A 17,843-nucleotide genomic window follows, 5' to 3' on the forward strand; every position below is an offset into this window, starting at 1 on the left:
TCAGCCACCGACGATGGTGTTGACGAGTTCGGTGGCGCCAAAAATGCCGCCGATGCCGATGATCCAGAAGCCTGCGCGCCTCAGGTCCATATAACCAAACATCCAGGCGATGCAGATGACGATGACCGCGATGACCGCCAGAAGCTTGGCAATATTGCCAGTCAGCATTGTGACGATGTTCTGCAGCACCGTTTCGATGCCTGCGGCCTGCGCGAAAGCTGGTTCGACAAGCATAACCACGATGGCAGCGGCCATCACGGACGTAGCGAAAACGGGTCGGATTCGAGAAAGTATTGTCATTCACTCTGCTCCAGTTGATTGCCCTGGAACACCAGGACGGACGAACGGCGTCGGGACTTGAAGACATCCCATGTCGGCGTGTCAGAGATCGGCGCTGCTTTTTCTGCGGAGTTCTCCGCCACCACTTCGGCGGCGACATCTGCCTGGGGAACCTCAGTGGGAACGCCGGTCCCCCTCCCCTCCCCCGTGTCGCTAATCGTCAGGCGTGCCATCGTCGGCCCGAGCCGCTTGATTTCGCGATGCACCTGATCGTCGTAGCTGACCATGGCCCCAACGGATGGATCGTCACGTCCGTAATAGGATTGCAGCATGATCTGCTCGGCCCGGGCGGGATTCGCCCCCGCCTTGGCCGCCAGGCGGTAGTAGCCATCGAGCAAAGTCGCTGTGGCCTTGAGATTGAGGCACGGATCGAAGGCATCGGATATCGAGAGGTTCAGTCTCTGCAGTTCTTCCAGTCCGATCCCGCCGAGACCCAGCTGGATATCCGTGCGCTTTGCCGCCAACGATGTGGCGACTTCGATAGCCTCGGCCTTGGTGCCAGGCTGACGCTTGAGCGGAGCGCCGCTGTTGATCCGGATGTTGAATGGCGCGAACCGGCTCTCAAGGCTGACGACGCCCGCAAGGGTCTCGGATGCAACGACGGGTGCACAGGTCTGCGCTAGATCCAGGAAAGCAACGGGCATGTTCAGAACCAGACCCTCTGCTTACCAACCCCGTCGATCGTGACATCGACGTAACGGGGTTTCTCACGCACCAAGGGACGAGCCACGGTATAGGCCATGCACCGATAGCGACCGTTTTCCCTCTGCCAGCGTGGCGATATCGCTGAGCCATCGTTTGAACCACCGCCGTCTCGATCCCGCTGGCAAAGGCTGTTGTTTACCGCCTGTAGCGACGTCGAGATGCACGTCGCCTCACTTCCCCGAGGCCCATAGCCAGCAGACAGACGGTAGCCGGCATTGCAGTAGTATGGCTCGTAGCGTGGGCGGGAGCTTTGAAAGCCGACGCCGGTGCAAGTTGGAAACGAATGCCCTCTTGAAAGCCAGCTCCAGAGCTTCTCGATCGGTGGCCTGCATTCGCCATATTGCGTCGGGCCGCCCGGATTGGATAAGCACAGAATAACCTGGCAACCCCATTCGTCGGCGCGAGCGCTTCGCTCCGAAATAGTATAGAGTGAGGCGAACCCTAACGCTGCTACGATCATTTGAAAGAAAAGGCTTCGCATGTTCCCAACCCTCCGCGTTCTTCAATGTCGGCTGAGACTGAGAAGCGACTCGCCTCAATCCTCTTACTATTCAAATAATAGATAGTTAAACCAATGGCAAGCAATTTGAGCGACCGATGGCAAAGCCAAGCACTATCTGTCTTCGCAGTGCGTGAAATTCTGGAAAAGCCGATCGAAGGTGAATCGGCGCAGTCCCGTATCAAACAGATCGGGATGATGAACATCCTGTACATGATGCACCAGGCCCACGAGAAGATAACGCTCTCAAATATAATAGAAATTACCGGCATGACGCGGGGCGGCGTTATTGAAACGATGGACCTTCTGGTCGAACGAGGCATCCTGCTAGAGACGCTGGGTAAGAACTCGATGGGCCGCGGAACGGCGCGACAGTTCCAGTTCGCACCAGGGGTGTTCGAGAGCCTGCGCATGGTTGTCGGAGATGGAAAGCGCTGATTTTAGTCAGCAGATAATGTGGACTATCTGATGAAGCCGTGGTTTGGCAGCACTGAGGTCCCGGTTGAGCGCTGTTTTAACACTCCGCGCTTGGCGCACCGCACCTCAGGCCAGTATCGTCGGGCGGTCTCCGTGGAGACGAGTGGTGCTAAATCTCGTGATGTTTCGGAGCCGGCGATTCGGACGTCTGCGACGCTGCAAGCACACGACTGCTTTAGGTCTTGCAACAACACGAGCCGGAACCGAACCATGAGCGAGTCGTCCAGTACGGTCTTGAGCTGGGGGCTTACTGACGACAAGCTTTCCTTCACACGACTTTACAATGGTTCGGTTCAAGCGATTCTCTTTGAAACCGACGCCGCGAAACAGGCGCGAAAAGCCCGCGTCTGGCCGGGGCTGACGACATTGGCTAGCATTCGCAACGGGTTTGCACATGGGGATCCGTTTGACGGGCTGCCCTGGAGCGGGCTGCTTGAACTCATTGGAATCTGATCGAACATGCCTATCGCGACATCATAGGATCGCCGCCCCCAGCACCGCTCCGGTCTTCGCCTGTCGCATGTCATCCTGAAAGCGCCGTAAGCGTATTCTCGGCCATGCGCGATTGCGTCAGCCAGGATCGAGGCTGCAAGGTGCTCGTCTTGCCTCCCGAATTGTCATGGTGCCTCACAGCGCGCAGGGGAGATTGCTGTAGAAATAGGTCGTCCTAAGGGGCGCCCTGATTGGGCAGAAATTTTACCCCGCTAACCCCACCATGCGCAGCAAAGCTACTCCGAGCGCTGCGGAGATGACGGTGAGCGAAACACAGGCAAACAACCGATAGACTTTCTCCTTCGACCTCAAAAGGAGATAAATTGAGGCGCCCGCAAGACTGCATATCACTACGAAAGCACCATGCGCTCCATATTCATCCGAATAGAGCCAAGTTCCCAAAGCCAAAATACCGCAAATTAACCAAACAAGTTCAAGTGTTTTCAAATGACACCTCGGACAATCGAATTGCAATCCTAGGCCATCTGTCCGAAGGGTCAACACTGTCTGGCTCTTCAGATGAGCGAGCGTGTTGTCCCGAGTTGTTCGACATTCCGCGACGATCGACGGATCGACTTGAAACCAACGACTTCACGTCACTTGAGAATAACTTTAAAGCCCGACAAGCCGGCCGGCACCGGAGGCACAATTTATCGAACCACTCGATTTGATAGCGACTTACGCTTGAACTAATTCGGCATGATGGACCGTGGGCCGATTTCGGCTCCTGATCTTGCTCTCAGAAGTGACAAGAGCATCGGAGCCACAGAAAACTGTCCAGCGCATGCCCGCCGGCTCAGATCTTTGAGATAGGCTCCAGCCGACTTGATGTCCCCTCCCCTCTCGTAAATATAGGCAATGACAATGGCTGTATTCTCCGGGCCCATCGACCTGCATGCCGCCTTGAACCCCAGTTGGTTGATCTGCAGCATGGACCCCAGGATCGAGCCTGCCACTACAAGATCTCTCCAGCTTTTAATGGAGCCGCCTGGACTATAATGCTTGATTTCGGGGCAGGCCCGCAACACGGCATCCAGCGACAAGCTCGGAGGTACGATACTTTGGGTCCCCCGGTGACTTTTCTTCTGGTGTCCTGCGCGATCATCTACCTCATTTCTCGGAGATGACGGCGCTCTGCTCGAGGTTTCGTAATCGCCTTCAGATTCAAAACAGCTATTTGTTTTTGAATCCTCTATGTGGCGCTCATTTTGGGATTCATTGGCGCACATATTTCGCGAATTGTTATGTTCTTCCAACTGGTTGATGATGCGTTCGCGGAGTTGTGTCAACTGCATCAGCAATACCTGCAGCTGATCGAGTAACGGCTGCCGAGGGAGGGCTGACAATAATGAACGGAAGCCGTCGTGAAGCGCATCCCAGTCGCCTGCGATAGTTTCTTCCTTTGCTAAAGAAATGAGCTTGGTGATCTCGCGGCGGCAAAGACTTATTTTCTCACGAGTTGAGCGGAGAAGTTCACGATCGGCGGCGATGCGGCCGGCGATTGCCTCAATCTCCTGCGCACGAGACAAGAGGGGTGCGAGGCTGAAGCCGAAAGCCTCGCTGACATCCCCCGTGCTGCTCCTGCGCGCGAAACGCTTTCCGTTTGGGCTGTCCTTGCGCAGGATGAGGCCTGCGTCGACAAGCGCGGCAAGATGCCGTCTGAGGGTTGCAGCGGTCATACCGCGCGCCCGGACAGAAAGCTGAGTGTTGGACGGAAACACGATCATACTGTTTGAGGCTGAAAGTTCGTCCGAGGGATAAAAGGACAACAATGCGTCCAGGACCGTGAGGGAGCGATCGCTGACATCAAGGTCATTGCGAGCCTCGCAGACGGCCCGAAAGAGCTTCCACTTGTTACGTTTGATGTCTGGCAAGGCCTTTTCGGCTTGTCTATGCTTTGTCAGCAAGGCAAGGGTCATCGCCCGCCGCCCAAAGGGCGTCGTCAGGCATACGGCATCCATGTTCTTCCACCTTCACATAGGCAAAAGAAATTCGTCCACCAAAATGGTGCCAAGACTCTTGACGGGAATTCGTGAAAATGCGATTCTCTGATTGCTACATACAGAGGGAGGCTTCCACGACGGCAACGTTTGGGGGCCTTTTTCTTTTGCGGTTAATCTCCTGATTTCGTCTGAACTTCACGCTGGAACGTCTGATAGAGCGACTCCAACTGATCGGATAGAAACGCGCCAAATTTCGATGCATCTTTCGAAGTAAGCGCTATCGTAAATGTTTTGCCGGACGACTTGGTTGTCACGGCGACAGACTTGGCGGCCACATCAAACTGACGAACAGACGGCGATGCGGGCTGCTTTTTTGTCGTCTTCTTTGCGGCTTTTAGCTCTCTCAGAAGGCTATTGAATCGTTCGGCTTCTGCGGTGTGACCGAAATCGTCCGTTAGAATAAACGCACACGCTCGCTCCGCATTGGCTGGGACTTGGACAAGCTTTTTCAGCTCTTCCCACCGATCGCGCCCCACCCCTTTTGCTGCTCCGACAGCGTCAAGTACGGTCTCGGGAACTGTCTCTGTAACGGCGAGCATTCTTGAAAGAAGGGTATCGTCGATCGTTAACGCGACCTTGACGACGTCCTTGCTCATGCCATTGGCGACGAGTTTCTTGGCAAAGAGCGCTTTCTCGATGAAAGTTAGGTCGGAGCGAGCGGTGTTTTCTTGACCTTGGGCGATGACATGGGCGATGTCTTCGAGGGGCTTGATGACGGCCCTGACGGGAATCTGGAGGTCGCGTGCAGCACGGGCACGACGATGTCCGAAGACGATCATATATCGTCCCTCGACATCCGGATGGGGGCGCACCAGGATTGGCGTTGACTGGCCCGACTGGCGAATTGCATCGCGAAGCTGGAGATAGTCTTCTTGATCGTCGCCAATGCGGTCAGCAACGAACGATCCTTCGAGCAGTTCAGGATCGAGTGCAACCACCGTCTCGCCTTCGAGCATGCGGATCGAAGATTCGGCGAGCTCGTCGAGTGACTGCATCATCGAGCGCGAAGCGCCACGGCGGGTATAGTCCGCGCGGGCATCGGCGGTCCGCTGATGCTCTTCGGTTGTTGGCTGCACGAATTTCGCCAAAGAATGGTTTCTAGCCATTGCTTGTCTCCCAAACGCGTTCAAGTCGATGATTTCCTGATGAAATCAGTGTTTCTGCACGGCTGTCAAACCACTTCGTCATTTGCGCCCCCATGCCTTATGAATGAGGCTGGTGATTTCGCTATTAACCGCATTCAGGCATTCGAGAGCACGGTCGTAGGTTGACCGCGTGAACTGGTTTTTCTCCACTTCATAAAGTGTCTGCTTGGTGATGCCGGCATCGCTGATTGCGGTGGATTTCAACATATGGTTTTGCAGCATGCGCTTTGAGAACATCGCCTGCATGAAACCAACCATCTGAGCCTGAGGGCCATCCGTCGGTTCATAGCGCGTCACGAGATACCTGAACCAGTTTAGCTTGACGCGCGCGCCTGCACCCTTGATCGATTCGAGGATTCCACCGAGCATGAGCAGGAACTGGCTCATCGACATAATGTCGAGCATTTGCGGATGAACCGTAATGAGAACCGACGACGACGCCGTCAGCGCTGTCAATGTGAGATAGCCAAGCTGCGGGGGGCAGTCGATCACGATCACATCGTACCGGTCATCGACTTCCTTGAGCGCGCTAGAAATGCGCGTGAAGAACAGCCGGCCATCTGGGGAAGATTTGTTCGATGCGGCAAGCGGCGTCTGATACTCAAATTCCTGAAGCTCGAGATTTGCCGGGACAATGTCGAGGCCTGGAAAGTTCGTAGGTTGGATGATCTCCTTGATTGACTTGCGCTGGTCGTCGTAGCGCAGCGTTTCGAAAAGAGATGGATTTTTGTCGAGCTCAGGCTGGATGCCGTGGAGTGACGTCAGAGATGCCTGTGGATCGAGATCGATGGCAAGGACACGGTGACCGGTCAGGGCGAGATATTGCGCTAGGTGGGCCGTCGTTGTGGTTTTGCCGGAGCCGCCCTTGAAATTCACGACTGAAACGATCTGCAGCGGCTCCCCTGCCCTTCGGTGGGGCACGTAGCGCTTAAAATCGCTGCGGCCATTCTTGTCGAGGAAGTGACGGAGTTCGAGCATCTGCTCTGCCGTATAGGTCCTACGCCCAGATGAGGTCGTCGCGGGAACGGGACCCTTGCCTTCCAAATGAAGCTTTTTAATGTGGTTTTGCGTGACGCCAAGATAATCAGCGACTTCGGCCAACGAAAAAGAGCGTAGACCTTTTTCCCCGTTGGGCGAATATTGCTCCAATCGAAGCATGTTCAGATTGTCAGAAATCAACTCTCCCTGCTGGAGAATTTCCTGATCGAAATCAGTTGCCTCGATGTTGATTGCCATGTTCATACAGCCGATTCCAGAATAACGCTTTTAGCGCAAACGATGCTCAATAAGCGTTATTTATACCGGCGATTCTACCCATAGGGCAAACTCTTTTTAGTTAACAAAACCTTAACGCAGATTGGCGTCATCGAACGTGCTTCGATATTCTCCCTAACATTCTGTTTTTAATTCGGAAAATGGCGTTTTGCACGGCTGTCAAACGAGCCCCGGCTGTCTTTAGCATATCGCCGCCGCCAGGCTTCCCTCCCGAGATCGACGGAGGTGCGATTAATCTGGTCAAATACGCCTAGTGCCCTATAATGACGGGTATCAAGCGTTTGATGCGTGCGCTTCGGGTTTCCCTAAACCGACGAAGGAAGTTGGAGGCTCGTAACGGACGGCGAAGCCGCGACGGCACCCTACCATCCGTCCCGTACCACTCATAAATCAAGGGCTTCCTGCGCCGCCTCGTGGCCCACGACGCTTCAGACGGTCTGTCGTGGGGTTGCAGGAAGCCCGAGATCACTTTCTTCGATGCCGACGGGAACGAAAGCTCGTGACGACGGTCGTCCGATCTTTCGTGGGTCAATGAATTCTGCTGGTCAATACAATGAGGCTGGCGGTGAGGAGTGCGCCTGCCACACCGAGCCAGAGCGCGCTCGGCACGCCAAAATTGTCGACCGCGAGGCCGCCTACCAGTGCGCCAAGCCCGATTGCGAGTTGCGCGATTGACACGAAGAGCGCGGCGATGCTTTCCAGCCGGTCGGGGGCGGAGGTGAACAGGAAGGTCTGCATGGCGATCGGCAGCATGCCGAAACCAAAGCCCCAGGTGAAACCCAGGCGACTGCGGCAAGCGTGTTGCCACCGGCCAGCAACAATCCTGCGACAGACAATGCGACCAGAAAAGCGGTGCCGGCAAGGGCAGACACGAAATTGCGGCCAGCAGCCCAGCCTCCGAACAGGTTTCCGGCGAACCCCGCCGCGCCATAGCCGAGCAGCACCATGCTGAGTGTGCCCGTATCAATCCCGGTTGCGCCGATGAGGAAGGGAGTAATGTAGGTATAGGCCGCGAACTGCCCGACGAAGATGAGCACGGCTGCCGTCAGACCAATCTGGACTCGTTGCAATCGCAACACATCCGGAACCTGTTTCAATCCCGAACCCTTCCGCGCCCGGATCGCCGGCAACAAAAACTGGAGCGCCGCCACGACAAGCAGTGCGACACCCGACACAAGCAGGAATGCGGTGGTAACAAGAGCGAAAGCGCCGACGCCGATACTGGTGACTGCGGCCTATGAGGCGAGCGGTTTGCTGTCCGCGTGGCTTGCCGAAATACTGCGGGAGACTGGCATGTCCATAGGAGGATTCCTTGGAAAAAAGCAGGGCAGACCGGAGAAGAAGGGTTGCTCTCCGGCTCGCCTGCGATGTTTCAACCGAACTTGACGAGGTTGAGGGCGGGTAGCGGACCGCCGGGGAACTGCACCAGTTTGCCGCCAACCGAGACCGGGCCGAGATCGATGCCGGTGAAGCCGAGTCTGGAGATCAGCGCACCGACTTCCGCCTTGGCCCGTGCGTCGTCACCGGAATAAAACAGGACGCGTGAGCCACCCTCGGCTTTGGGATCGCCGGATAACAGATGCGGTTGCAGGTGGTTGAATGCCTTGACGACACGTGCGCCGGGAACGAGATCGGCGAAAACCTCGGTGGAAAGACGGCCGTTCAGTTCGGCCGGCATGAACAGCGGCGCTTCGATGGGATTGTTGGCGTCGATGACGATGCGGCCGCCGAAGTCTGGTAGACTGGCGAGCGCCTTGGGCAGCTTCGACCAGTTGACGGCGACAAGCACGATGTCCTTTGACGCTGCTTCTTCGTGCGTGCCTGCCTCGATTGTCGGACCGATAGCAGCGACCACCTCTTTCAGGCTGTCCGGGCCTCGGCTGTTGGAAAGCGTGGCCCGGATATTATTGTTGGCGAGAGCTGTGGCGAAGGCGCGGCCAATATTGCCAGCGCCGATGATACCGATAGACATGAAGAGTCTCCTGATTTGAAACGAGGGGGAAACCGGCGCTTTGGTATTGAAGCGCCGGAGGCAGGTCAGGCGGTGAAGCCACCGTCCGCGAGAATGTCAGCGCCGGTCACGAAGGCGGCTTCGGGGCTGGCGAGATAGGCGATAAGGCTGGCGATCTCGTAGTCCTTGCCGTAGCGGCCGATTGCCATGCCGGGGCCGACGATCTTCGAGACAGGGCCACCATCGGGATTCATGTCGGTGTCGGTCGGGCCGGGATGGACGGTGTTGACGGTGATGCCTTTTGGCCCGAGGTCGCGTACCAGGCTGCGGTTGAAACCGGCGACAGCGCCCTTTGTCAGCGTATAGAGCGAGGCTGTCGGGAAGGCGGCATATCGGGTCATCGAGGAACCGATATGGACGATGCGGCCGCCGGACTTCATGCGGCGGGCGGCTTCCTGCGTGGCGACGAAGACGCCGGTGACGTTGACGGCGATCATCCGTTCGTAATCCTCGAACTTGATCTCCTCGATCGGGCCGCCAAGCGCGATCCCGGCATTGTTGACGAGAATGTCGAGCGAGCCGAAGGTTTCTTCGGTTTTTGCGACTGCGGCGCGGACAGCGGCCGGATCGCCGGCATCGGCCTGAATGGCAATGGCGCGGCCACCGGCTGCTTCGATTTCGGCGACCACAGCGGCCGCCTTTTCCGGCGAGGCGCTATAGGTGATGGCGACAGCCGCGCCATCGGCGGCAAGACGCTTTGCGATGGCTGCGCCGATGGAGCGCGAACCGCCGGTGACGAGGGCAGTTTTACCGGTCAGGGAGAGAGTGTTCGACATGGGTTTATCCTTTCAATTGTCGTAGGGGGATGACCGCCGGAAATCCCTGCGGTCGGTTGGAAAAGTTCAGTCCTGTTGTTTGATTTGAGCCATCGGCTCGGCGCCATCGGCAACGGTCCAGTGGTCGGTGATCTGGCCGTTTCGGACCCGCATCACGTCCATGACGTTGAAGCGGGTGGCACGTCCGGTCGCGGCGATGCCCAAGAAAGTGCCCAGATGGGTGCCGTGATAGGTCTTGTAGGTGCAGACAAGATCGCCTTCGGCAATCTGGAAATGCACCTCGGCATTCCAGTCGGGAAAAGCAGCGCGGAACGTCCGATAGATCTCCCGCGTGCCATTGCGATCCGGTGGAAAGCCGGCGAAGGGCGTGTGATCCATGTAGTCCGTTGCGAATAGCCGCTCGAACAGATCGAAATCGCCGTCCCGCTGTACGCCTTCCAGTAACTGGCCTATGACGGCCTTGTTGGCGGCAGGATCGTCCTGCACGGCAGCCACTGCGGGAACGGGAAGCGCTGTGCCGATCAGGCCGGCGATCAAGGCGCGGCGGCCGATATCCGTGTTCTGGATGGCTTCTGCTTTGTCGGTCGAGAGCATCACGGTCGTTCACTCCGGTCGGTTTCGATGGAGTGAATATCGCTTGCAATTCCCCTTTAGATTAGGCGTAATCTATTGTTGTCGGTTTCAAAGGATGCTTGAAGGTTGTTATGGAAACACTGGCCAATCTCGAATCCTTCGTGCGAAGCGCCGAGCTTGGTGGTTTCTCAGCAGCGGCGCGGCGCCTGGGACTAACGCCCGCCGCGGTCAGCCGCAACGTCGCGGCGCTGGAAGGAAATCTCGGCGTGCGCCTCTTTCAGCGCTCGACGCGTAGCCTCACGCTGACCGAACCGGGCGAGCGGTTCCTGATTTCGATCCGCGGCAGTCTGGAAAACCTGCAAGGCGCGATCGCCGAAGCCTCGGCCGATCAGGAGGAACCGGCAGGCACGCTGAAGGTCAGTATGAGCCCGACCTTCGGCATCGGTTATATTCTGCCACTCCTGCCGGAGTTTTCTTCGCGCTATCCAAAGGTGCGTCCCGAATGGATGTTCGAGAACCGGCAGATCGACCTGATCGCCGAGGGTTATGACGTGGCGATCGGCGGGGGTTTCGAACTGACCGCAGGCGTGATTTCCCGTACACTCGCGCCGGCGCATATCATCGCGGTGGCCGCGCCTTCCTATGTGGTAGGCAAGGTGCCGCCGCATGATCCATCGGCGCTGTTTGAACTCGACGGCATCGTCATGCGTTCGCTGCGGACGGGCCGCATCCGGCAGTGGCAGATGCGTGATGCGGCGGGAAGGGAAGAGCCGGCGCGGCTCAGCGAAACGGTGGTGGTTAACGACCCTGCCGCAATGCGCATGGCGGCGCTGATAGGCATGGGCGTGACAATGATCGCCAAGCCCGATGCACTGCCCTATCTGGAAAGCGGGGAACTCATCCGGGTGTTGCCCAACTGGTATGCCGATGCCGGGCCGATCTCGATCTACTACGCCAACCGGACGCTTCTGCCGCTCAAGACTCGTGTCTTCGTTGATTTCGTCGTGGAAGTCTTCCAGCGGGAAAAATGGCCAGAACGTTTCGCCGGAAGTCTGGGATAGAGTTTTGGGCCTTAGAGAAAGCCTCGGTGTGATACTTAGCGGAGTAATGACGCGACTCTGCCTTCGGCGGGCATGGCAGCGCGTTTCCGATTTCGAGCCTCTCAGCGACTGGCTGAACACTCGCGTTCGAACGGTTTGGCAGCAGTGGCGCTTACAGACCGGGCTTACCCGAACGACCGAAGGTGAAACCTCGTCGAGTGGCACTGTTGCTTCGGTCTGAAGCGGACTGTCTCCAACTGGCCGCCGTAGGATTAAGGGACCCGCAGCGGCACGACGTATCGAGGTCGAGTGCGCGCGAACGCCACGTCGGATGTCAGACTAATTTGCTGTGGAAGTGAGCCGCAACCCGGTCGGCGGCCTGCCGCACGGTGTCGCCCTGGTCGTAGAAGTCGAAATGCTTGCCGACCGCCCAATGCAGCTCCTTCGGACCCGCAAGCTGATTGTAGACTTTGCGGGCCTGATCGGGGAATGCGGCCCCGTCCGAATGGATCACCAGGGCGGGCGCCGTGACCTTTAAGGCCTGTGCAACCGGATTAAAGGCAATCCAAGGCTCCCAGCCCATCACCGCAAACTCATTGCGCCATGAACGGACACCGCCGCCGCGTGTTTGGTCGAAGTAGTATTCGCTTGGGCTCGCGCTCACTGCGGTTTTGTCACCGGGATTGTAGGTCAAAACGGTCTCGATGACGCCAGTTTCCTCAAAGCGTTTACGGGCCGCACGGCTCGCCGCGATTCGCTGGTCTACGCCTTCTTGGCCGCCGAACATTTTGACCGCGAACTCCGGATCGGAAAAGAACCCGGCGACGGTCGCTATGGCGCCGACGTTGGCATCCTTGGCCGCTGCATAGAGGACCGTGCCGCCGCTGGTGCAGATGCCTAGCAGGCCGGTCGCGGTCACGTCGGGTCGCGCCTTCAGGAAGCGGAGCGCGGCCGACAAATCCTCTGATTTGGAGGCCTGATCCTCGTACTGGCGCTCGGCGCCGCTGCTTTCGCCGTAGTTCCGGTAGTCGATCGCCAAGGCGATGATGCCGCGCCGGGCCAGCTCGCCGGCATAGTTGCCTCCCATCTGTTCCTTGACCGAGCTCAGCGAGCCGGCCACAGCCACGGCGGGGTAGCGTTTGGACGGATCATGCCCTTCAGGAAGGTAAAGGTTGGCCACGACTACGCCGTCGCCGCTCGGGAAGCTCACCTTCTGCGACTTGGGCTGGCTCCGTTCGGTCAATGATTCTGCCATGGCATAGGTTCCTGTATTGAGGAGGACGGCACTTGCCCCGACAGCGAGGCCAAACATCCGGCGTGTGATCGATGTAGGGGTCATAAGAGCATCCTCGTTAAGTTCCTCCACAAGGTAGGTCATGGCGCTGATCTTAACAATCGGCTATTAATTTCACACCCTATGAAACAGGATTTGACAATGCAGGCCGATTTGCTTGATGGGATTGTAATTTTCACGCGTGTTGCGGAGAAACGCAGTTTCACGGCCGCAGCTGCCGAACTCGGTGTTACGACGGCCGCAATTAGCTGGAGCATCAAGCGCCTTGAGGCACGTGTTGGCACCACGCTTCTGACCCGCACGACGCGATCAGTGGGTTTGACCGAAGCCGGCGAGCTGTTTTTGGAGCAAGCGCTGGCCAGCGTGGCCAACGTTGAAGCGGCGATCGAGGCCGCCCAACGGATGGGGGCCAACCCCGCAGGTCTGCTGCGCCTGAGTGTTCCTTACATTGCCCAGACGCTGCTCGAGCCGATATTGGAAGGCTTTGCCGCCGCGTATCCCGGTATCGAGCTGGAGCTGGTTTTTGAAGACCGCTTTGTCGATATCGTCGCTGAGGGATATGACGCTGGCATCCGCATCGGCGAAATGATCGCGCAGGACATGGTGGCTGTAAGGCTCACTGAACCCTCGCCACTGACTGTTGTAGGATCTCCGGCGTATTTCGCCCGCAGAGGTAGACCGCTACGTCCGGAACAGCTCAGTGAGCACGCCTGCATCAACGTCCGGCTGTTCGGGGGCGCGGTCTACCGCTGGATGTTCAAGGAGCGATCCGGACAAGGGGATCCGCGAAGTTTTTCCATGGATGTCAAAGGCCCGTTGACAGTCAACGGGCCGGCGACATGCATATCGGCCGCTGTATCCGGCGTCGGTCTCACTTACAACATTGCGTCGGTCGTCGAGCCTCTCGTCCGGCAGGGGTTGCTGGAGCCATGCCTGGAAGGCTTCATGCCTGAAAGCCCCGGCTTGTTTATCTACTTTCCGAGCAGGAAACAGATGCTGCCCAAGCTCCGGGCATTCGTTGAGTTTTGGAAAGAATTCGGAGGCGGGCAGATTGTTCGCCTGTGATCTTCTAGCAACGGCGGGCAACCGCTCCCCGCCGAACAGGTCGTGCGAAACGACGGACCTCTGTATGTTCGTGCTCCGTTGCGGATAAGGCCGAACCGTTTTGCCTCTTTCGGCCTCAGCACCCCTTGTGATGGCGCTGGCTATGGAATGGCTGGGGTCTCGTGGTTCCTGGCAGCCATCGTCGGCCTTGGCCTGCTTGCCCTGGGCTTGTTCGTCCTTCTTGGAAGCTTTCGCCGCCAGGGCATGGTAGGCTGACCGGGTGCTGCATATCCTCTTTGCCCTCTTACTGGCGATCGTCGCTCTGCTCTATTCCTCCGTCGGTCAGGCGGGGGGTACGGGCTATGTGGCGCTGATGGGGCTGGCCGGGTTCGCACCCGCCGTTATCAAGCCTTCAGCCCTTGCCCTCAACATTCTCGTGTCGGCCATCGGCTGCGTTCGCTTCTACCGGGCGGGTCTGGTGACCTGGCGCACGTGTTACCCGTTCGCAATCCTTGGCCTGCCGTTCTCATTGCTCGGCGGCGCGTTGCACCTGCCTGCGGGGATGTACCAGCCGGTGGTCGGGATCCTGTTGCTTGTTGCGGGCGTGCAGATGCTGCGCCCGGTGTCCGGCCGTGATGGCGAAGCACACCGGAAAGGCCCGCCCTTTATGCCTTCGCTCGTGGCGGGTGGGGTGCTGGGCATCATGTCAGGGGTCACCGGAGTAGGGGGTGGCATCTTCCTGGCGCCCTTGGTGCTGGCGCTGGGATGGGCAGGGGCGCGGCAGGTCGCAGCGATCTCGGCAGTATTCAACCTCCTCAATTCCGGGGCGGCGTTGGCTGGCGCATGGGTTACCATGCCCGACCTGCCTGCGGAGCTTCCACTGTGGCTGTTGTGTGTGGGGGCCGGAGGCTATGTCGGCTCGTGGTTGGGAGCGTTCTATTTGAAGCCCGAAACGCTGCGAAAGATTTTATCGTTCCTTCTGATAGCAGGGGCACTGCGGATGATCGGAAGCGTTGTCGTATGACTGAACGAGACTGCCCTTCATCTACCTCGGGGTGGCCGTCCTAGAGGAGCCGTGCTGCCCGGCCGGTCCTCCTCGCAGCACTGTTGTAATAGCTGGAGGCTTGTTGAACAGAGCGATGGCGGGACTGCTCCATGGCTTCGGGAAGTGGTATGCCGCGATTGGCCGCCTCTGTCAGATAGCCCGAGCGCAACCCATGGGCGGAAAACTCCCCAGGATCCAGTCCAGCCATTTCCGCACGCTGTTTGAGGATCGCGTTGATCGACTGCGGATCGAGCGCCCGGCGCGAGACCGTTCCCCACCTTCCGATCCCCCGAAACACGCTTCCCTTTTCGATCCTGGCGGCCGTCAGCCAGGCATTCAATGCCTCGACGGGCCGGCCTGTGAGATAGACGACGTCGTCGTCCTCTCCGGTCGTTGTTTTGGTCCGGCCAAGATGAATTGCCAAAGAGGGAAGGGGAGGGCTGTCGGGCACCTCGATCGGTGTTTCCTCGGTCAGTTGTTCCATGCGGAGGCCTGCGATCTCGCTGCGCCGGCGACCACCTGAAGCAAAGGCGACCATCAAAATCGCCCGGTCCCTGATGTCACGCAAGCTGTCACTTGCGCACGTGGCGAGCAGCATTTGCAGGATGTCCCCCGTGACCGCTTTTGCGCTTTTTCGACGACGCTTTCGTGGAACGGCGCGGACCGCGAGCCGGATCGCCTGTTTGAGGGCAGGGGAGGAGAAGGCTCCGGATAAGCCGCGCCATTTGGTCATGCTCGACCAGCTCGCAAGCCGGCGCCGCACCGTATCGGGGGCGTGCGGGCCGATGGATTTCAGGAAGCCTTGGCCTCTGAGGTTCTCGTCAACCTCAGCAGGCATGCCGTGGTTGGGGTCGCTGGCGCGCCTTTCGGGATCCCACAGGTGGTGAGCGACGAATTTGAGCAGTAGCGCCTCTGGCGCCGGCCAGGGCAGGGACTGCCCGGTGGCAGCAAGACCCCAGGCTTCGATATAGGCGAGATCGGAGGTCAGCGCCCGCAGCGTGTTGTCGCCCATGCCCTGGTTGACCAGATGTTTTAGCGTTTCGACATCCTGGTCAGTCAGAAGTTCGGCGAGTTCGTCCCTGCGCTCGATTGGCAGCACCGATGCGATCGTGTCGAGTTCTTCGGCGCGGCGCTCGACGGCTGACCGGGTAGCGGATTTCTTTTGCGCTGCCATCAGTCGATCTCGACATGCGGCCGCCAGCGGCGGATGATCTGGATAATTTCCGGCTTGTAGGCATCCGGATAGGACAGGGTCTCCTCACGGGCGATGAAAGTGAAGACGGTGATCATGTCCTCGCAGATTTCGCGGTCGAGATCGGCAACGTCGGTCAGATCGAAACCGCCATGCACGTCGGCATTCCACCACGCGGGCAAAAAATTGGCAACGCGGCGGCTCTGCCCGGTATCTCCGTGGGCGACGTTGAGCAGTTTTTCGAGGGCGAATCGGACGCGATCTTCCATGTTTGGGAGCCTTTTCGGAGCGTGATTTGGCCGAGATTACGTGGATTTGCGGCGTTTGTCGATCTACCATCGATAAGAGGTACTTATCGATGGTTAGAGCATCAACCATTGATCATACTATGTGAGGAACCATAATATTCCGATAGAGTTCGTGTAAGAAATCATATACCATGATTTCAATGGCTTACGATATCGCAAAAATCAGCATGACACCCTTGATGGAGCCGGCATTCCGCGCCGGTGTCGAACTGGCGCGTCTGGACGAGCGCATCGCCCGTTCGCCTGTCGGGCAGGGCTTTATTGAACGCAGCCAATTCACCGACGCCTGCGCCTCGCTGTGGATTGACGGCGAACTCGTTCATCTCGAAGACCTCGTCCTCCACGACGCCACGCGGGATATTCGCGCACCCACCCATGAGCTGACAATCGCCCGCGACGTACTGCGCACTCGTCGGCGGATCGCCGGCCAGTCCCCGGATTGGGCGTTCTCTGCCGACGGCATCCGCTCGCTGCGGAAAACCTCGGAGATCGGGTCAGTCGGAGGGGACGAGGCGACGACGGCCGATGCTATCCGCCGCGTGGTCTTGACCGATCCAGAAGAGGATGGCGACTTAGTCGACAGTGGTGAAGATCTCCCCGGGGTTGACTATGCCGCCATCGATGCAGTGCTGGCCCGATCAGAGGCGGCGATCGAGAACGCAAAACGGCCCGGCAGTGGTGGCGGCCAAGACAAAGATACGATGATCTACGATCTCGATTGGGACGAGGACGCGCGGCTCGACGAATGGCGGGGCGTGTTGCGGCAGGCAAGCGATTTGCCGGCGGTGCTGCAGGCCATCGTCGCCCTTGATGCCTGGAACGAGCTTGCCGTCCTCCAGCACGCGCCCTGGCTCGGCCGGTTGCTGGCCGCTTCGATCCTGCGCCAGGCGGGCATTACGTCAGGCGCGCATCTCGCCGCCGTCAATCTTGGCCTCAAAACCATTCCCGTCGATCGGCGCCGGAGCCGCGATCGCGAGACGAGGCTGCTCGCCATCGCCCACGGTTTCTTGGCGGCCGCCGAGATCGGGATGAAAGAACATGATCGGCTGACTCTGGCGAAGACGATGATGGACCGAAAACTTGAAGGACGGCGAACTTCGTCAAAATTGCCGGAACTGGTCGAGCTGGTCATGGCGAGGCCGTTGGTGTCGGCAGGGATGGTGGCGAAGACGCTGGAGGTCACGCCGCAGGCGGCGCGGCGGATCGTTTTGGAACTCGGCCTGCGCGAGATGACGGGGAGGGGGAGGTTTCGGGCATGGGGGATTATTTAGTCGGAAAAATTCTTTTGCCGCTTTCTGCGACGCTGTCTTCCAGTCGCCCAGGCTTCGTAGGCTCATGTTTTCTTCTGCGCACCTCGGTGAGGAGCGCTAACACGAAGTCCGGATGGGAAACAGGTCCTCGCCGTAATGGTGAAGCCTCGTGTGATGGCGACGGCATAGCCACCGGACTTTCAAAGGCTCATCATATTGATCGTGATGGGCATCGACGGCTTCGTTGCCGCAGACCTCACACGTGTTCTTCCTCAGTTCGCCCACCTTTAAGGCACGCTGCACGATGAGGTGAGCCTCATACTTTGTGGGATTGGCTCGTCGCCAGTTTGCCTGGCGGGTATCGGTCTTGAGCAT

The 17,843-nt window shown here is 58.5% G+C and carries 20 protein-coding genes; 6 read left to right on the forward strand and 14 right to left on the reverse strand.

What is annotated here, in order from left to right:
- Genes EM858_RS17440 through EM858_RS27445 form a run of 3 tightly spaced genes read right to left on the reverse strand, consistent with a single transcriptional unit; the run spans position 1 to position 1,525 of the window.
- A complete protein-coding gene (locus EM858_RS17440; RefSeq protein ID WP_127757427.1) occupies positions 1–300 on the reverse strand; it encodes a TrbC/VirB2 family protein in 300 nt (99 codons plus the stop codon).
- Entirely contained in the window at positions 297–983 is a 687-nt protein-coding gene (locus EM858_RS17445) for a lytic transglycosylase domain-containing protein (RefSeq protein ID WP_127757428.1), read from the reverse strand. Before EM858_RS17445 ends, EM858_RS17440 begins: the two co-directional genes overlap by 4 nt.
- 2 nt (positions 984–985) lie before the next feature.
- On the reverse strand, positions 986–1,525 hold the full coding sequence (locus EM858_RS27445; RefSeq protein ID WP_127757429.1) for a hypothetical protein: 540 nt from the start codon (positions 1,523–1,525) through the stop codon (positions 986–988).
- 93 nt (positions 1,526–1,618) lie between these two features.
- Here EM858_RS27445 and EM858_RS17455 point away from each other — a divergent pair, with 93 nt between their 5' ends.
- Positions 1,619–1,981, forward strand: a complete 363-nt coding sequence (locus EM858_RS17455) for a transcriptional regulator (RefSeq protein ID WP_127757430.1) — start codon at positions 1,619–1,621, stop codon at positions 1,979–1,981.
- 249 nt (positions 1,982–2,230) lie between these two features.
- On the forward strand, positions 2,231–2,473 hold the full coding sequence (locus tag EM858_RS17460; protein WP_127757431.1) for a hypothetical protein: 243 nt from the start codon (positions 2,231–2,233) through the stop codon (positions 2,471–2,473).
- A 728-nt stretch (positions 2,474–3,201) separates the two neighbouring features.
- On the opposite strand, the gene repC is transcribed toward EM858_RS17460, so the two are convergent.
- The 7 genes from repC to EM858_RS17495 form a co-directional block, all read right to left on the reverse strand.
- Positions 3,202–4,473: a plasmid replication protein RepC gene (gene repC / locus EM858_RS17465; protein ID WP_127757432.1), complete on the reverse strand. Its 1,272-nt coding sequence runs from the start codon at positions 4,471–4,473 to the stop codon at positions 3,202–3,204.
- A 152-nt stretch (positions 4,474–4,625) separates the two neighbouring features.
- A complete protein-coding gene (repB, locus tag EM858_RS17470; RefSeq protein WP_127757433.1) occupies positions 4,626–5,621 on the reverse strand; it encodes a plasmid partitioning protein RepB in 996 nt (331 codons plus the stop codon).
- A gap of 78 nt (positions 5,622–5,699) precedes the next feature.
- Positions 5,700–6,902: a plasmid partitioning protein RepA gene (repA, locus tag EM858_RS17475; RefSeq protein ID WP_127757434.1), complete on the reverse strand. Its 1,203-nt coding sequence runs from the start codon at positions 6,900–6,902 to the stop codon at positions 5,700–5,702.
- Between the two features lie 561 nt (positions 6,903–7,463).
- Positions 7,464–7,688 (reverse strand): MFS transporter, encoded by a 225-nt coding sequence (locus EM858_RS27175; RefSeq protein WP_164865465.1) that lies wholly within the window; start codon positions 7,686–7,688, stop codon positions 7,464–7,466.
- 619 nt (positions 7,689–8,307) lie between these two features.
- On the reverse strand, positions 8,308–8,907 hold the full coding sequence (locus EM858_RS17485) for an NAD(P)-binding domain-containing protein (protein ID WP_127757435.1): 600 nt from the start codon (positions 8,905–8,907) through the stop codon (positions 8,308–8,310).
- A 65-nt stretch (positions 8,908–8,972) separates the two neighbouring features.
- The gene (locus EM858_RS17490; RefSeq protein ID WP_127757436.1) at positions 8,973–9,722 is read right to left on the reverse strand and encodes a 3-oxoacyl-ACP reductase family protein; all 750 of its coding nucleotides are present in this window, start codon (positions 9,720–9,722) and stop codon (positions 8,973–8,975) included.
- 66 nt (positions 9,723–9,788) lie between these two features.
- A complete protein-coding gene (locus EM858_RS17495; protein ID WP_127757469.1) occupies positions 9,789–10,316 on the reverse strand; it encodes an ester cyclase in 528 nt (175 codons plus the stop codon).
- Positions 10,317–10,426: 110 nt separating this feature from the next.
- Here EM858_RS17495 and EM858_RS17500 point away from each other — a divergent pair, with 110 nt between their 5' ends.
- Entirely contained in the window at positions 10,427–11,356 is a 930-nt protein-coding gene (locus EM858_RS17500) for a LysR family transcriptional regulator (RefSeq protein ID WP_127757437.1), read from the forward strand.
- 313 nt (positions 11,357–11,669) lie between these two features.
- Here the strand turns inward: EM858_RS17500 and EM858_RS17505 are convergent, their stop codons facing one another.
- The gene (locus EM858_RS17505) at positions 11,670–12,590 is read right to left on the reverse strand and encodes an alpha/beta hydrolase (protein WP_245483016.1); all 921 of its coding nucleotides are present in this window, start codon (positions 12,588–12,590) and stop codon (positions 11,670–11,672) included.
- A 180-nt stretch (positions 12,591–12,770) separates the two neighbouring features.
- On the opposite strand from EM858_RS17505, the gene EM858_RS17510 reads away from it, so the two are divergent.
- Both EM858_RS17510 and EM858_RS17515 read left to right on the forward strand, forming a co-directional pair.
- A complete protein-coding gene (locus EM858_RS17510; protein ID WP_127757438.1) occupies positions 12,771–13,694 on the forward strand; it encodes a LysR family transcriptional regulator in 924 nt (307 codons plus the stop codon).
- A 259-nt stretch (positions 13,695–13,953) separates the two neighbouring features.
- Positions 13,954–14,697: a sulfite exporter TauE/SafE family protein gene (locus EM858_RS17515; RefSeq protein WP_127757439.1), complete on the forward strand. Its 744-nt coding sequence runs from the start codon at positions 13,954–13,956 to the stop codon at positions 14,695–14,697.
- A 40-nt stretch (positions 14,698–14,737) separates the two neighbouring features.
- Here the strand turns inward: EM858_RS17515 and EM858_RS17520 are convergent, their stop codons facing one another.
- Positions 14,738–15,892: a site-specific integrase gene (locus EM858_RS17520; RefSeq protein ID WP_164865466.1), complete on the reverse strand. Its 1,155-nt coding sequence runs from the start codon at positions 15,890–15,892 to the stop codon at positions 14,738–14,740.
- Positions 15,892–16,179, reverse strand: a complete 288-nt coding sequence (locus EM858_RS17525) for a hypothetical protein (protein WP_127757440.1) — start codon at positions 16,177–16,179, stop codon at positions 15,892–15,894. The genes EM858_RS17520 and EM858_RS17525 overlap by 1 nt, the downstream gene beginning before the upstream one ends.
- Before the next feature lie 170 nt (positions 16,180–16,349).
- Here EM858_RS17525 and EM858_RS17530 point away from each other — a divergent pair, with 170 nt between their 5' ends.
- Positions 16,350–17,489, forward strand: coding sequence for an RHE_PE00001 family protein (locus EM858_RS17530; protein ID WP_127757441.1), 1,140 nt, complete (start codon positions 16,350–16,352; stop codon positions 17,487–17,489).
- A 96-nt stretch (positions 17,490–17,585) separates the two neighbouring features.
- Here the strand turns inward: EM858_RS17530 and EM858_RS17535 are convergent, their stop codons facing one another.
- Positions 17,586–17,843, reverse strand: coding sequence for a hypothetical protein (locus EM858_RS17535; protein WP_127757442.1), 258 nt, complete (start codon positions 17,841–17,843; stop codon positions 17,586–17,588).

It is taken from the genome of Agrobacterium sp. CNPSo 2736, from assembly GCF_004005385.1.
Lineage (GTDB): Bacteria > Pseudomonadota > Alphaproteobacteria > Rhizobiales > Rhizobiaceae > Agrobacterium > Agrobacterium leguminum.